The organism is Chitinophaga sp. 9-1-y, from assembly GCF_059511905.2.
In genome coordinates this window covers 267680-282397 of sequence record NZ_CM197955.1, presented here as the reverse complement: position 1 = coordinate 282397, position 14718 = coordinate 267680, and the positions used below count along the sequence as shown (strand labels likewise).

Below are 14718 nucleotides of genomic sequence, written 5' to 3'. Positions count from 1 at the left end.
CAAGAGGTATATTATAATAATATAGAATATATTTTCAGAAGATAGATATGCCGGTAATTTTGTGGGCTGCAAATAATGGCAGAAACTCCCCTGATTTTTTGCTCATCCATATAAAAATATGATATAGTTAACTTTCCTCACTATTAACAAAAAAATCATATCACAAAAGGGATGTTTTCCGTAGATTTAAACAACCGAAATCTGATTACCCCATTTTTTAAAATCATACTATGGAAAAACCTCTACTCTCGTTACTGTTTATTACTTTATTTTTTGGTCACCAGGTAGCCGGACAAACAAATCCAACCGCCCAGCCGTTGCCTTATCAACAGGACTTTGATGCGTTACCTGCTGCATCTACCACTTATCCGGGCGGATGGCAGGGATGGCTGCTTACTGGTGCGCCTTCCGGTAACTTTAACACAGCAGCCCCTGCCAGCGATAAACCACTGACAGGCAATGGCAGCGCATCATCTACCGGAAATGGCGTATATAATTACACTGGTAAATTAGGCTTCCTGAACAGCGGCAGCGCAGATAATGCGTTAATGCTGGCCATCAACACCAGCGGTCAGCAAAACATACAGTTGACCTACGACGCCATGACAATCAGGAATCCTTACGACGGAAACTCCAACACGCGGATTAATGAAGTAATTGTACAATATCGTATAGGCAATACCGGTAGCTTCATCAATATGAATGAAACAGCCTATCAAAATGACACCACTACACAAACCGGCCCGGGAGTTACGCAGCCGCAAAACAGTGTCAATAAATCAGTGATACTTCCTCCAGCCTGTAGCAACCAGGCATTGGTACAGCTACGCTGGGTAAACAGACAAATCAGCGGAGGTGGATCCCGACCAGGATTTGCCATTGACAATATCATGGTAACCGGATCTGGCAGAGATACCACTGCCCCGGCCATCAACAGCCTGGAGCCGTCTAACGCTGCGGTGGATGTATCTCCTGTTACATCTCCCAAAATAACATTTACAGAAAACATACAACCCGGCACAGGATTTATTTTGCTGCACAGCAGCAGCGGTGCTGTTGACAGCCTTCACATCAGCAATGCTGCCGTGATTGTAGGGAACAATACACTAACGATTAAAAAAATACTGCGGCCTAACAACCACTATTATATCACCCTTGACAGCGGTATCGTTAAAGACCTCTCCGGCAACGGATTTGCCGGCATCAACGACAGCACACAATGGGGCTTTACCACCGGCAACCAGGAACTTAATTACACCTTTAACGACTGTACACCCAATGGTAGCAGCATGCTGAGCAGCGGATTTACACAGTATAGTGTAAGCGGCGCACAGGTGTGGGCCTGCACCACTTTCGGGCAAAACAACAGCAATGGCGTACAAATCAACGGTTATAGCGGAGGCCCGGTAGAAAATGAAGACTGGCTGATTTCCCCGGCTTTTGATCTGACGGGGTTACATTTTCCGTTGTTACAATTTAGCAGTCGCACCGCCTTTGCAGGTGCACCGCTGACGCTTCGTGTTTCTACCAATTACAATGGCAGTGGCGATCCCCGCCAGGCAACCTGGACTACCATCAATGGTCGTTTTCCGGAGGCTGGCAGTGATGCTTGGCAATTATCTTCCGGTATTAATCTTACCGCCTTCAAACAAGGCAATGTATATGTTGCATTTGTATATACTTCCGGACCGGCTATACAGGCGGCCCGCTGGACCATCGATAATTTCAGCATCAAAGATACTACAGCAGCACCAGCGCCAACGCTGAACAGCAGCCCGGCCACGCTTGATTTTGATTATGTAAAATCCGGGCAAACTTCCACCTCACAAAGCATCCGATTCTGGGCCAATGACTTTACCAGCGACCTGCGTATCAATGCGCCTGCGGGTTTCAGGGTATCACTTGATAACAGCAGTTTTAGCAGCCAGGTAACTTTTGCCCTGGCCGATATCAATGCGGGGCCACAGGAAGTATATGTACAATTTGCGCCCCCTGCCACCGGACAGGCTTATAGCGGTACCCTCCAATTTAATGGCACTAATTTTTCGGACCAGCATATCACCCTGGCAGGCACTTCCCTGCGTTCGCTGAAAGTTGTCAACTGGAATATAGAATGGTTTGGCAGCCCGGTGCAAAACCCAGCCAATGATAGTTTACAACAGGCCAACGTTACCACGGTACTTAAAAAACTGGATGCCGACATTTTTGCCCTGGCGGAAGTGGTGGATACCGCCCGTTTCCGCGCGGTTGTGCAACAACTTCCGGGATACGACTACGTATTGTCGGACTTTGGTTCTTATGCAGACAGTACCAGCGATGTGGATTATGTGAGTGCACAGAAGCTGGCGTTTGTTTACAAAACCGCGGTGATCCGGAAGATCCGGACTTATGGTGTATTACGGCGGGGTGGCAGCAGCACGGCTTATTACAACTGGTCGTCTGGTCGCTTCCCTTACCTGATGGAAGCTACCGCCAAACTGGACAATGATTCAGCGCGGATACAGTTTGTGCTGATACATGCCAAAGCCAATACGGGTACCAGTGCAGAGAAAATCACCTCCTGGCATCGTCGCAAAGATGGTGTGAAAGAGCTCAAAGACACCCTGGATGCGCAGTATCCTTATAGTAATATTATTATGTTGGGAGATTTTAATGATGACTTATCCAAGACCATTACTACGGAATTACTCCCCGACACTACCACTTCTTATATTGACTTCATCAATGATAGTACTGACTATAAGCCACTTACACTGCCGTTAAGTTTAGCGGGACGGAGGTCTACCGTTAGTTATCCTTCGGTGATTGACAATGTGATTGCCTCCAATGAGGTGGGGGTAGCTTATATCCCGGCATCTGCCGCTATTCAAACCCAGGTGGAAAAGCTGGTCGGCAGTTATGGTACCACTACCACCGACCATTACCCGGTGATGAGCCGTTATAGTGTGCCTATATTAGCCAATCCATTGCCCGTACTGGATTTCAATGCTAAGCCAGAGGGGGGCAAAGTGCTATTAAACTGGCGGACTCCTTATGAAATCAACAGTAAATACTTTGTGGTAGAGCGTTCCAGGAATTATCAGACTTATGAAGCTGTGGATACGGTGGCGGCGCAGGGCAGTACGCGGGAAGCATCGGCGTATATGACCTATGATGAGAAGCCCTGGTTTGGATTTTCATCTTACCGGTTAAAAATAGTAGGGTTGGACAGCAGCGTAAGGTACAGTCCGGTTAAAATGATTTTCATGGTAGACAAAGAGCTGTTATGGAAGTTATTATGGTGTATCTTTGGCCACCAATTACAGTATTGGGTGGATTGGCCGCAGGGTGGTGCCGCTATTGTGGAATTGATAGATGTGCAGGGACATATCCGTTATTCAGGCCGGGCGGAATTCATGAAAGGGAAAAATTATAAAACTATTGACATAGACCAGTTGCCGACCGGCGTTTATTTCCTGAGGGTGCGGTCGCAGTCGGGTAACCAGGTCCAGGTTAGCAAGATTCTCGTTAACCACTGATCTTTTTGAAAAAACCATGCAAACGAGACGCCGCTCCGGGCCACCGGGGCGGCTTTTTATACCCTATAAATAACTGATTATTAATACAATACACATTACCCGTCAAATATTTGGCGAATAACGGAGTAATCTTGTGGAAATAAGGAATAGTTCAGTATCTTTGCGGTCCTAATTTTTTAATTAAACCATTTAAAACAGGGAATTATGAACTACGAATTGATGGTGATCTTTACCCCTGTGCTTTCTGAGGACGACTACAAAGCCGCCCAAAAGAAATTCGCTGATGTTATCAAAGACAACGGCGGAGAAATCACGCACGAAAATCCCTGGGGATTAAGATCACTGGCGTATCCGATCCGGAAGAAAACTACAGGTATGTATGTTGTTCTGGAGTACAATGCGCCATCCGACCTCAATGAGAAGCTGAAAATCCAGCTGAATCGCGATGAAAATGTATTACGTCACATGATTACTGCACTTGATAAGCACGCTGTTGCTTACAATGGTCGCAAAAGACATGGCGTAAATGCTGAATCTAAAACCACTGAAGCTTAAAATTATGGCAGTTAAACCTAAACAAGAAATTAAGTACTTAACAGCCGTAAAAACTGAAAAACGTCAGAAGAAATACTGCCGTTTTAAGAAGTTGGGCATCAGGTACGTAGATTACAAAGACGCGGAGTTTTTGAAGAAATTTTTGAACGACCAAGGCAAAATGTTGCCACGTCGTATTACGGGTAACTCCCTGAAATTTCAGCGTAAAGTAGCCCAGGCTATTAAGAAAGCTCGTCAAATGGCTTTATTGCCTTATGTTACTGACCTTTTAAAGTAAGAAGTTATGCAAATTATCTTAATACAAGACGTAGATAACCTGGGTCAAAAGAATGAACTGGTTAACGTAAAAAATGGTTACGCCAGGAACTTTCTGATTCCTCAGAAATTTGCAGTAGAAGCAAGCCCTTCTAACATGAAGCAACTTCAGGAGCGCCTGAAAGTGCAGAAAGTGAAAGAAGAGAAACTGCTGGCTGAAATTGCGAAAGTAGTAGAAGTGTTGAAAGCTTCTCCTATTAAAATTGGTGCTAAAACCGGTACTTCCGGTAAAATCTTCGGTAGCGTAACTGGTGTTCAGATTGCTCGTGCAATTAAAGAACAGAAAGGTTATGAAATTGACCGTCGCCGCATCCACATCCTGGATGATGTGAAAGAACTCGGTACATACAAAGCTCGCCTCGATTTCGGTAAAGGCAACGAAACCGAACTGGAATTCGAAGTAGTAGCAGAGTAATATTCCAACTTGTTGGAAAAAGAAACTTCCCGGACTGGATTCAGTCCGGGATTTTTTTTGTGGCAATATCAGCTTTAGTTGTCTACCATATTGTACCGCTGAAAAACTCAAATCTTATTAGTATTTTCATACCCTTATTCCGCCATGAGTATGAAAAATGTTATCTATTGTTTAATTGCCGTTATCACTATTTCCGCTTGTAGTACCAATAAATACAAAGCGGCCGTTCCCCGGCTGACCACCATTGGTATCCGCGGCGATGATATCCCGCAATACACCTTCCATTACGACGAAGCAGGCAACCTGCAGGAACTGGTACATCATGAACAATCGAATGATACCAACGTAAGCACCTTCTTTTACGACAACGCCCACCGCATTACCGCCATGGTACTGTCTAACCGGGATACCAACCAGGTACAGCAACGTGCCCGGGTAACCGCCTGGGATAAAGAGGGAAACATTACCGAAATAAAATACTTTGATGCCCGGGAACGGCCGTTACGCACCGCCAGCATCCGCTGGAAAAAAGGATTACCGGAAGTCATGAAGTACTCCGATTCCACGCAGGCCATCAGCTGGAATTACAATAAACATGACCACGAAAGGAAAGACATCTGCATAGATAGCTTTTCCGGGAAAAAAGAAGACACCCTGGTTACTTTACGTACCGCACATTATGAATGGGATGATTCTATTAATCCCATGCGGCCAATTGTGAACCAGTTGCTCATCAGCTGCGCCGTGGCTCCTGCCACGCACCTCACACCAGTGGGCAACCTTTCCAATGCCTTTTTACACCTGAGTACCAACAATCCGTCGCTGGTAAGGATCACCGAAAAAGAAACACCTGTTTATCAACAACATTTCCAACCCTACGAGCGTTCATCGCTGTATCAATACACCTATTATTACAATGCCAACGGATTTCCCCTGGGCGCCTGGGTACATCTGCACAGTGAAGGCTTTACCAAGCCAGGTACTGACACTGAATTTGTAATGGAATACCACTACGAATAAGCGTTATTGGTGATTTTTCATTAACTTTTAGGAGATGAAAATCACAGACCGACTCAAAGTAATGCCGGTTACACTGGTGCTGATAGGGATAAACACAGGAGTGTTCCTGTATACCGCTATAACAGGCATGGATATATGGTGGGGAAACGGGGCACAATTGCTGCATACCGGCGCCAATTACTGGCCGGTGACCATCGGCCAGCGGGAATATTGGCGGTTATTAAGCAGTATGTTTTTACATGCCGGGTTATGGCACCTTTTCACCAATATGCTGGGACTATTTATAGGTGGCTTTTTCCTGGAGCCGGTGCTACGGAGCCTTCGCTACGGAACAGCTTACCTGCTAACCGGTATCTTGTCAGATTATATGAGCATCTGGTACCATAAAAGTGCAGTAAGCGTGGGCGCCTCGGGAGCCATTTTTGGCATTTTTGGGATGTTTCTGGCCTTGCTTACTACGCCCCTCTTCCCAAGGAAAATACGACAGGGATTACTGGCTTATATCGGCTTATTTATAGCGTTAAACGTAATAGCTGCTATTATCTCGCAGGGCGTGGATAATGCAGCACATTTGGCCGGCTTTCTGAGTGGCACGCTGCTCGGGTACTTTTTCTTCTTTACGTTAACAAAAACTGATGGAGAAAGACTATCCGCTTAACCTTCTTACGAAGGTCTAAATACTTACATTTGTACACTTAAAATGCGACAAAAGATGATGAATAAGTTATGGTTCCTCCTGTGTACTGCCACCATTCTGATGTTGGGGTGCAAAAATAAACAGGCAGGCAATACAACCGCCGCCAACGATTCCACCCCTCCTGCTATTCATAACATTCCGGACGATACCGTTCAGATAGGCAATAAAACTTTCTTTGTTTACTTTATTGAGAAAGCTGATTTTGATAAATATCCCTTCCCCGCAGTAGACTCTGTGGAAACTGACGTACTCGCCAAAGATACATCCGTAAAAAGAGAAGGCACCAAACTGACCATTCAGCTAACCAATGGCAAACAAAGAGTGATGGCCAACAATAACAGTGAAGGAGAAGATTATATCGGATATACTTTTGCGGCTAATTATCCCACTATTAAAAGAAAAGGATTCTACGTTACCTATTATGAAGGGAGTGCCTTTGAACTGGTAAACACCCTCAACGGTGATTCGATGATGACCTGGTCCGCACCTTATATTTCGCCAGACAAAAAGTATATTCTCACTGCCTCTATGGACCTCGTAGCCGCCTTTGATCCTAACGGATTTCAATTGTTTTCAGTGGCTAACAATGAGATAAAACCTGTGGGAGAAGTAAGCCTGACCGACTGGGGTCCCGGCATGGTACAGTGGATTAATAACAAAACAATCCTGTCTGAATATATCACTATTGATGAGGAAGGTAATACACAAATACAATATGTGAAAATGGTGATGCAATAATAACTATTTAGTATATTTAGATAGTTATCACCAACATCTAAATCCACGCTGCACATGAAAAAACTGATCGCTTCAGGATTATTACTGGTATGCTTTTTTTCCTATACTGCATTGGCTGCGAATACCTTGTTTCAGGCGCCAACTATGAATATAGAAGGCACCGCCAGTTCCATTGTAAGTAAGCTGGATAAATCGTTACTGTTAACAGCCATACAAAAGCCCAAATTACTGAATATTGTAACCGGGTACCTTAAGCAAAAAGTAGCACTGCAACCTTTACAACAAAGTAATCAGAAAGCTTATACCACCAAAATGAACAGCATACAAAATGGTCTGCAATCAAAATTAAAACCATTGTTCACACTAACACAATACACCGAATACCTGGGACTGAAACCCAAATCGTTCGATGAAACCGATGTACTGTCGCAATTGTATTATTGAGCATACAGCATAAAACAAAAAGCTATTGAGGCGAATGATTAAAGCGGAAAATAATATTCGCTCAGATCATTCGCCTCAATAGCTTTTTGCTTTACGCTTTGTGCTTATAAAATAATTTGTCTGTCGCGGGCAACAATGCGCCAGTTAGCAGTTACGGTATTACCTTCTGTTACATATGCCTTTTCGTATAGTGCTACTGTAGGACAAATATGCAGTGGTACCCCATACAATAAAGTACCAACCGGATATTGTGACGAGTCTGCCACCTGCAATACCAGGTGCTCTTCACTTTGAGAAACCGGCGTTGCTGCCGGAGCATTGAGGAAGTGAACCCTTGGCTGCGGACTTTCGGCAGCTACTGACTTATGGCCCAGGTCCATGCAAATATGCGTTTCATCGATCACCGAAATGACCCGGCTGATCACAAGTGCCGCCCACTTAAATGGTTGTTCCGGTAAATTCCGGCCATATCCCCAATCCCAGAAAATGAAAGTTCCGGGACTACACTGAATATCTTTCCTTTGAGCATGTATCGGAAAGGTAGGGCTACCACCCGCCACAATCAAGGGCTGCGGAAGTCCGCTATCCCGAATCTGTGCGGCCAGCGCTGCTACCGGAGCATAGGCTGTATCACATTTTTCTTTTCGTATAGCGATGTCTGTATCATGAAGATGACCATCATAAGCATGCAGTCCAACGGGAATAATACCCGGTAAGGTATGCAGGTACTGATACAGTTCCAGTGCTGCCTGCGTAGGTTTAATACCCGTGCGATTCATCCCCACATTCAGATCCAGGTATACCGGCAGGCGACGTCCCTGCGCGGCGAAAATGCCACTGATCGCCAGGGCTGCATCCGGGTTATCAGTAATGCAGGAGAAAGATGTTTGCGGATACTTCTGTACCAACTCCAGTAAACGCACTACTTTTGGTCCTACTGGCTGATAAGCCAGTAACACATCGGGCGCCTTCGTCATTCCCAGCATTTCTGCTTCTGCAATGGTAGCACATTTGAACCGTGTTATCCCTGCTTCCAACATCAGTTGCGCTACCTCGGCTATTTTATTTGTTTTTACGTGTGGGCGTAACCGTTGTACGTCACCGATCATTGTTTTTAGCAATGCAATGTTTTCTACTACCCTATCTTTATAAACAACAACAGCAGGGGAATCAACCTGCGCTGCGTTTGTAAGCTGATACCATTCCATGAAAAAATATTTAGACGCTATTTATTTCTTACCTGTAAAAACAAACTACGTATATTCATATACGTTATACCACCATACTTAGCAACAAACACCCTATTAACCCTGTTACAGAAACAATGGTTTCCATCACAGACCATGTTTTAATGGTATCCTTCACTGACAAGTTAAAGTATTCTTTGAACATCCAGAAACCCGCGTCATTTACATGGGAGAACATCAGGCTGCCTGCACCAGTGGCCAGTACCATCAGGTTAGGATTTACGCCGGAAGCGGCTATCATGGGCGCTACAATACCTGCAGTTGTTAATCCTGCTACCGTAGCAGATCCGATACATACCCTGATAATAGCAGCAATTCCCCAGGCCAGCAACAATGGGTGCAGGTGCAGGTTTTGTAAGGTGGCAGCAATATAACTGCTTACCTGGCTGTCGTGCAGCAACTGTGTAAGCGCGCCAGAACCACCTATGATGAGGATGATTACCGCCACATCCCTGACCGCATCCTCCATAATACCCATTACTTTTTTTGCCGGCATCCCCCTTCTCAGGCCTAATAAAAACATGGCATTTAATACCGCCAGCAACATAACTATCAAGGGTTCGCCCAACCAGGTGGCTACCTGGTAGACCGGTTGCCCATCTTTCGTATATAATTTAACGATGGCAGTTGCTGCCAACAGAAATACCGGCAGCAAAGCGGCAAAAAGACTGGTCAATAATCCCGGCAGCTGATCATCCGGAATAGGCGCGGCCACAAATAGCTTTCCGGGCGGTGTAGTATAGTGTTTAAGAAAACGGGAAAACACGGGCCCCGCTAAAATAATGGCAGGTACGGCCACCATGATTCCAAACACCAACGTCATACCCATATTAGCATGAAACTGCTCTACCAGTGCAGTAGGAGAAGGATGTGGAGGCAAATAACCATGTGTAACTGACAAGGAAGCCAGCATAGGAATACCCAGGTATACTGCCGGCAATTTTGTGCGCGCGGCCACGGTAAAAATCAGTGGCACCATCAACACAAATCCAATCGTATAAAACAAAGGAATACCTACTATAAAACCGGTCAACATCAGCGACCATTGCACATACTTAGGACCAAACAGGTTCATTAACTTGCCCGCAATCTGCTGCGCTGCACCACTTTCCGCCACCAGCTTACCCAGCATACTTCCAAACACAATCACCACAATCAGCGAGCCCAACGTTTTACCAATGCCGGTTTGAATAGACTGGGTGATTTCCGTTACATTCATATGCAACGCCAGCCCCATCAGCAAAGACACAATCAGGAAAGAAAGGAAGGTATTTAAGCGCAGCCAGGTTACCAGTATTACCAGTAAAATAATAGCTGCAATAACAATCAATAAGGGCATATGCTTACTGTTTTACATGAACATGGAAAACAACAAGATAATAAAATATTATTCGTATCTCAAGGCAATGATAGGATCTAATTTAGAAGCCTTATAAGCCGGATAAAGGCCCGATACCAGCCCCACCGCAGCGCAGATACTTACCCCGATAAAAATCCATAGCCAGGGTATGATAAAGGGAGAACTTAACAGGATAGAAACAACGTTGCCCACCAACATGCCCATAATAACGCCTATAATGCCGCCCATTACACTAATGATAATGGATTCATACAGGAATTGAGTACGTACTACATGACTGGTGGCGCCCAGCGCTTTTGTGACGCCTATTTCCCGGGTACGCTCCGCTACAGATACCAACATAATATTCATTAACCCAATGGCAGAACCCAAAAGCGTAATAAAAGCAATAACAATCGCCAACAGGTTTACCTTACTTAAACTGGCAAATAACATTTCTGCGATGCTATCACTTTTGCTGAGCGTAAAGTTATCTTCTTCGTTGACCGCCAATCCACGGATGATGCGGAAAAGACCAGTAGCTTCTCCCTGTGCCGCATCCATCTGCTTAATATCTTTTACATTCACACCTATCTGATAACTCGCATTAGGACGATTAAACACCCTGCGGGTATTATTCACCGTAGTAATCACCACATTATCAGCACTCATCATTTTACTACTTCCTTTCTTTGCCAGCACCCCTATTACACGGTACCGGATATCTCCCACCCTGATACTGCTATTCACCACGTTCTTCAGACTCTTCCCAAACACTTTCTCTGCTACATCTTTTCCCAAAATGGCCACGTTTCTGCCAGACTCCACATCCAGCTGATTAAAATCTCTTCCCTGGGCAATTTCATAATTGGAAATCTTCAGGTAGTTTTCATCTCCCCCTATTACCTGCACATTCGGATTTGTTTTCTTTTCATCTTTATAAATGGTAGCAATGCCAGTAGCCTGGAAAGAAATACTTACCACTGCGGAGAAATGATATCGATCACGGAAAGCCAATGCTTCCTGGTAAGAAATGACCTTATTACTATTGGATTTTTTTACCTTCTTAATATTCTTGTTGCCCTTGGAAGCTTTTTGATCGTCATCGCCAATATGCACCTGCATACCCCGGTTACGAATAGAAAAACTGTTGGCTCCCATACTGGCAAAACTGCTATAGATACTACTTTTCATGCTGTCTATCGCCGTAAGAATACCTACCAGCACGGTAATACCTAATGCGATAATAGCCACAGTAAGACCTGTGCGCAATTTATTGCCGGTTACAGAACGATATGCCAGTGAAAAAATATCTCTTGATTGCATAATGAAGGGTTACCTATAAAGTTAGTGTAATATACCTATTAAATCCATTCGTTTTGGGATGAACGGCATAAAGCAGAAAGCAAAAAGCGTAAAGCAAAAAGCTATTAAAACGAATGACCAAAGCGATTATTGATTAATCTACGCTTTGGTCATTCGTTTTAATAGCTTTTTGCTTTACGCCTTCCGCTTTTTGCTCATACTAGATCCAGCACAGCAACAGGTTCGGGAACAATCCCAACACCAGCACCAGTATAATTGTCAGTATCAGTGCTGCTTTAAAGCCACCAGATACCGGCTCAACTTCCGGCTCACCGGTTTTGAAATACATCGCAATAATAACGCGGAAATAATAGTATACGCTGATAGCTGCACAGAGTACTGCTATAATTACCAGCCACAGTAAGTGACCATGCTGGATAGCAGCAGACAGCACAAAATACTTTGCAAAGAAACCTGCTGTTACAGGAATACCCGCCAATGAAAACAGGAATACAGCCACTGCTGCTGCCAGTAACGGCTGCTTACGTGCCAGGCCATTGAATCCTTCGAAGGTATAATCTTTCAGTTTCATCAATACCGCAAACACACCAATGGTAGCAATGCTATACGCTGCTGCATACAACACAATACCCTGGCCCCCCAGTTTATTCATAGCTACTACTGCAAAGAGCATAAAACCTGCCTGGGCAATACTGGAGTAAGCCAACATGCGTTTAACGCTCTGCTGAAATACAGCGCTGAAGTTACCGAGTATAAGGGTGGCGGCAGTGATAATGGATAATATTAACGTCCAGTGTTGACTGATGTTACCACCTGCAAAAGCAGTGTGGAACAGCCGCAGGAAAGCCACAAAAGCACCCGCTTTCACGATGGTAGACATGAAAGAAGTGAACACAGTAGGTGAACCATCGTATACATCCGGTGTCCAGAAATGGAATGGCACTGCAGATACTTTAAATGCCAGGGCAAACACCATTAAAATAATACCGCACAAAGCCAGAGGATGAATGCTTTCTGTGCCCAGGCCTAACCCGGAAATTTCAAATGTACCAGCCGCTCCATAAATCAGGGTAATACCCATCAGCAGGATACCAGTAGAGAAAGATCCCATCAGGAAATATTTCAGCGAAGCTTCATTGCTTTTCAGACTTTTCTTGTCTGCTCCGGCCAGTATGTACTGGGGAATTGACATAATTTCAATCGCCAGGAACAGCATGAGCAGGTTACTGAAGCTGGAAGCGAGTGTAATACCTGCCAGGATGAAGAAAATAAGTGCAAAATAATCACCTACATGCTCTCCTACCTTTTCAAACTCACTGCCGGATAACAGGAAATATAACAAGGTGGCACCCAACGCCACAGCGTTGAATATTACACCAAATTTGGTCACCTCAATCATGCCATACATTACATATCCGCCGAGTTCCACTGACGGATACTGTGCCAGGTTAGCAATAAATGCTACCAGGATGGCCGCGATGGCAAAAAATTTAATATGCTGCTTATTGCGTACAAATAAACCAACAAACATCAGTACAACGCCCGATAAAGCAGTAGAAATTAGTGCATTCATATTTTTGCGTTACAAAACCCCGTTACAAATTTTTCCACCTGTTATTTAGCAACTACTAAATATCAGAATAATTGATTTACCACTTCCGTAGTGCCACTCACCAAATCCAGCATAGGTTTGGGATAAACACCCAGCACAATGATCATGATCACAATCAGACTCAATGCCAGGGTTTCTCCAGGCTGTAAATCTGTAGTAGTGTCGGTTAATTCATTGCTTTGACCAAATATCACCTTCTGTATCATACCCAGGGTATAAACAGCAGCGAGGATAATACCTAATCCGGCAAATGCCATAAACCAGTGATTATATTGGAACAATCCGCTGAACATCAGGAACTCACCAATGAAACCATTGGTAAGTGGTAAACCGATGTTAGCCAGACTGATGATAACGAAGAAGATAGCCATGCGTGGCGCTTTCTGTGCCATTCCACCCAGCTGATCCATGTTTTTCACACCCAAACGATTTTGTATTACTTCCACGATGATCCACAAACCAATGATATTGATACCGTGGTTAAACATCTGTACTAATACCCCTTGCAGGCTTTGTTCGGTGTTGGCGAAAATAGCCGCACACATCAAACCAATGTGGGCAATGGAAGAGTAAGCAATCAAGCGTTTCAGATCATTCTGTACCATGGCAATGCAGGAAGCATAGATGATACCGATGATGCATAATACGATGGCTACGTCAGACCACATAGCCGCTCCTTGCGGGATCACCGGTAACAACCAGCGGATCACACCAAACAAACCCATTTTCACCATTACACCCGAAAGGATCATGGTAACAGGGGTAGGTGATTGCTCGTAAGTATCAGGCTGCCAGGTATGGAAAGGGAAAATTGGCATTTTAATGGCAAAAGCCGCAAAAAATAGCCAGAATAACCATTTCTGATCTTCCGGATTCACCTGTAAATGAGTGAAGGAAGTCCAGCTGAAAGAATGATCCGGTGTCAGCGAATACAGGTAGATAATACCTACCAGCATTAACAGGGAACCCAGGAAAGTGTATACAAAGAATTTAAAGGTAACGGCGATACGTTTTTCTCCTCCCCACATAGAGCAGAGGAAATAAACAGGTATCAGCGCCAGCTCCCAGAATATGTAAAACTGCAGGGCATCAAACGCGGTGAATACACCTGTTAAACCCGCCTGCGATAATAACATTAAACCATAAAAAGCACCCGGCTTCTCGAAGTCGCGGTTATAAATGGTGATGAAAACAAGCAGAGAAGCAATCGCTGTCAATAAGCAAAGCATCACCCCCATTCCATCTACGCCTACTCTGAATTGACTTCCCAGCTGCGGAATCCAGTCGGCCACGAAATTCACATTACCAGGAGCCGTGCGAAAGGTACACCAGGTTCCTATTGCAATCACCACTGTTGCCAGGGATGAAATCATGCCCAGTACCTTCGGTCCGGACCCCTTCAGACCAAATGCGATAAGGCCCGCTATGAAAGGAATCAATATTAATAAAACTGTCAACATAATTTATCTGCGCTTGTAACTTCTGCTATTGG

The 14718-nt window shown here is 44.6% G+C and carries 13 protein-coding genes; 8 read left to right on the top strand and 5 right to left on the bottom strand.

The genetic code is table 11. From position 1 onward, the window contains the following. Positions 1-230 precede the first annotated feature (230 nt). The 8 genes from AC5ZC7_RS01340 (at position 231) to AC5ZC7_RS01305 (ending at position 7702) form a co-directional block, all read left to right on the top strand. Positions 231-3518 carry an Ig-like domain-containing protein gene (locus tag AC5ZC7_RS01340; RefSeq protein WP_496159957.1) on the top strand — a complete coding sequence of 1096 codons (3288 nt, stop codon included), beginning with the start codon at positions 231-233 and terminating at the stop codon, positions 3516-3518. A gap of 204 nt (positions 3519-3722) precedes the next feature. Continuing rightward, entirely contained in the window at positions 3723-4073 is a 351-nt protein-coding gene (rpsF, locus tag AC5ZC7_RS01335; RefSeq protein WP_249207562.1) for a 30S ribosomal protein S6, read from the top strand. A 4-nt stretch (positions 4074-4077) separates the two neighbouring features. Beyond that, on the top strand, positions 4078-4350 hold the full coding sequence (rpsR, locus tag AC5ZC7_RS01330; protein WP_133806446.1) for a 30S ribosomal protein S18: 273 nt from the start codon (positions 4078-4080) through the stop codon (positions 4348-4350). Positions 4351-4356: 6 nt separating this feature from the next. Continuing rightward, positions 4357-4803 carry a 50S ribosomal protein L9 gene (gene rplI, locus AC5ZC7_RS01325; protein ID WP_291922726.1) on the top strand — a complete coding sequence of 149 codons (447 nt, stop codon included), beginning with the start codon at positions 4357-4359 and terminating at the stop codon, positions 4801-4803. A gap of 150 nt (positions 4804-4953) precedes the next feature. Further along, positions 4954-5823 carry a hypothetical protein gene (locus AC5ZC7_RS01320; RefSeq protein ID WP_496159958.1) on the top strand — a complete coding sequence of 290 codons (870 nt, stop codon included), beginning with the start codon at positions 4954-4956 and terminating at the stop codon, positions 5821-5823. Positions 5824-5857: 34 nt separating this feature from the next. Beyond that, positions 5858-6481: a rhomboid family intramembrane serine protease gene (locus AC5ZC7_RS01315; protein WP_496159959.1), complete on the top strand. Its 624-nt coding sequence runs from the start codon at positions 5858-5860 to the stop codon at positions 6479-6481. A 54-nt stretch (positions 6482-6535) separates the two neighbouring features. Next, entirely contained in the window at positions 6536-7258 is a 723-nt protein-coding gene (locus AC5ZC7_RS01310; RefSeq protein ID WP_496159960.1) for a hypothetical protein, read from the top strand. A gap of 54 nt (positions 7259-7312) precedes the next feature. Continuing rightward, positions 7313-7702 carry a hypothetical protein gene (locus AC5ZC7_RS01305; RefSeq protein WP_496159961.1) on the top strand — a complete coding sequence of 130 codons (390 nt, stop codon included), beginning with the start codon at positions 7313-7315 and terminating at the stop codon, positions 7700-7702. A gap of 104 nt (positions 7703-7806) precedes the next feature. Here the strand turns inward: AC5ZC7_RS01305 and AC5ZC7_RS01300 are convergent, their stop codons facing one another. The 5 genes from AC5ZC7_RS01300 to AC5ZC7_RS01280 all read right to left on the bottom strand — a co-directional run bounded on the left by AC5ZC7_RS01300 (position 7807) and on the right by AC5ZC7_RS01280 (position 14686). Next, positions 7807-8910 (bottom strand): alanine racemase, encoded by a 1104-nt coding sequence (locus tag AC5ZC7_RS01300; protein ID WP_496159962.1) that lies wholly within the window; start codon positions 8908-8910, stop codon positions 7807-7809. 64 nt (positions 8911-8974) lie between these two features. Then, positions 8975-10288, bottom strand: coding sequence for a gluconate:H+ symporter (locus AC5ZC7_RS01295; RefSeq protein ID WP_496159963.1), 1314 nt, complete (start codon positions 10286-10288; stop codon positions 8975-8977). 48 nt (positions 10289-10336) lie between these two features. Beyond that, positions 10337-11614 (bottom strand): ABC transporter permease, encoded by a 1278-nt coding sequence (locus tag AC5ZC7_RS01290; RefSeq protein WP_496159964.1) that lies wholly within the window; start codon positions 11612-11614, stop codon positions 10337-10339. 199 nt (positions 11615-11813) lie between these two features. Further along, positions 11814-13187: an NADH-quinone oxidoreductase subunit NuoN gene (locus AC5ZC7_RS01285; protein ID WP_496159965.1), complete on the bottom strand. Its 1374-nt coding sequence runs from the start codon at positions 13185-13187 to the stop codon at positions 11814-11816. A gap of 62 nt (positions 13188-13249) precedes the next feature. Continuing rightward, on the bottom strand, positions 13250-14686 hold the full coding sequence (locus AC5ZC7_RS01280; RefSeq protein WP_496159966.1) for an NADH-quinone oxidoreductase subunit M: 1437 nt from the start codon (positions 14684-14686) through the stop codon (positions 13250-13252). Positions 14687-14718: the final 32 nt, after the last annotated feature.